Source organism: Pseudomonas sp. SIMBA_068 (assembly GCF_046534705.1).
Classification (GTDB): domain Bacteria; phylum Pseudomonadota; class Gammaproteobacteria; order Pseudomonadales; family Pseudomonadaceae; genus Aquipseudomonas; species Aquipseudomonas putida.
The window spans coordinates 1-278 of sequence record NZ_JAWRYI010000382.1; the positions used below are offsets into that span (position 1 = coordinate 1).

Consider the following 278-nt stretch of genomic DNA (forward strand, 5'->3'; position numbering starts at 1 on the left):
TTCGACGCAGATCGCCACCCGATCATCAGACTTCACGCCCAACGCGATCAAGTGATGCGCCAGGCGGTTGGCCTGTTCATTCAACTCGCGGTAGCTGAGCGTGCCTTCCTCGGCCCGCACTGCAACCGCATCTGGCGTGCGCACCACCTGCGCCTCGATCAGCCCGTGCAAGGTCTGCTCAAGGTCGTAAGCCACCGCGGTGTCATTGAAGTCCACCAACACCCGCTGGCGTTCCTCTGGCGCCAGCACCGGCAAGCGCTGCAATTGCAACTGTGGCG

Annotated in this window: 1 protein-coding gene; it reads right to left on the bottom strand. The window is 62.9% G+C overall.

Features of this window, described 5'->3' with window-relative positions:
• The coding region (locus SB756_RS29625; RefSeq protein WP_410913131.1) for an AMP-binding protein at positions 1-278 on the bottom strand (278 nt) is incomplete at both ends.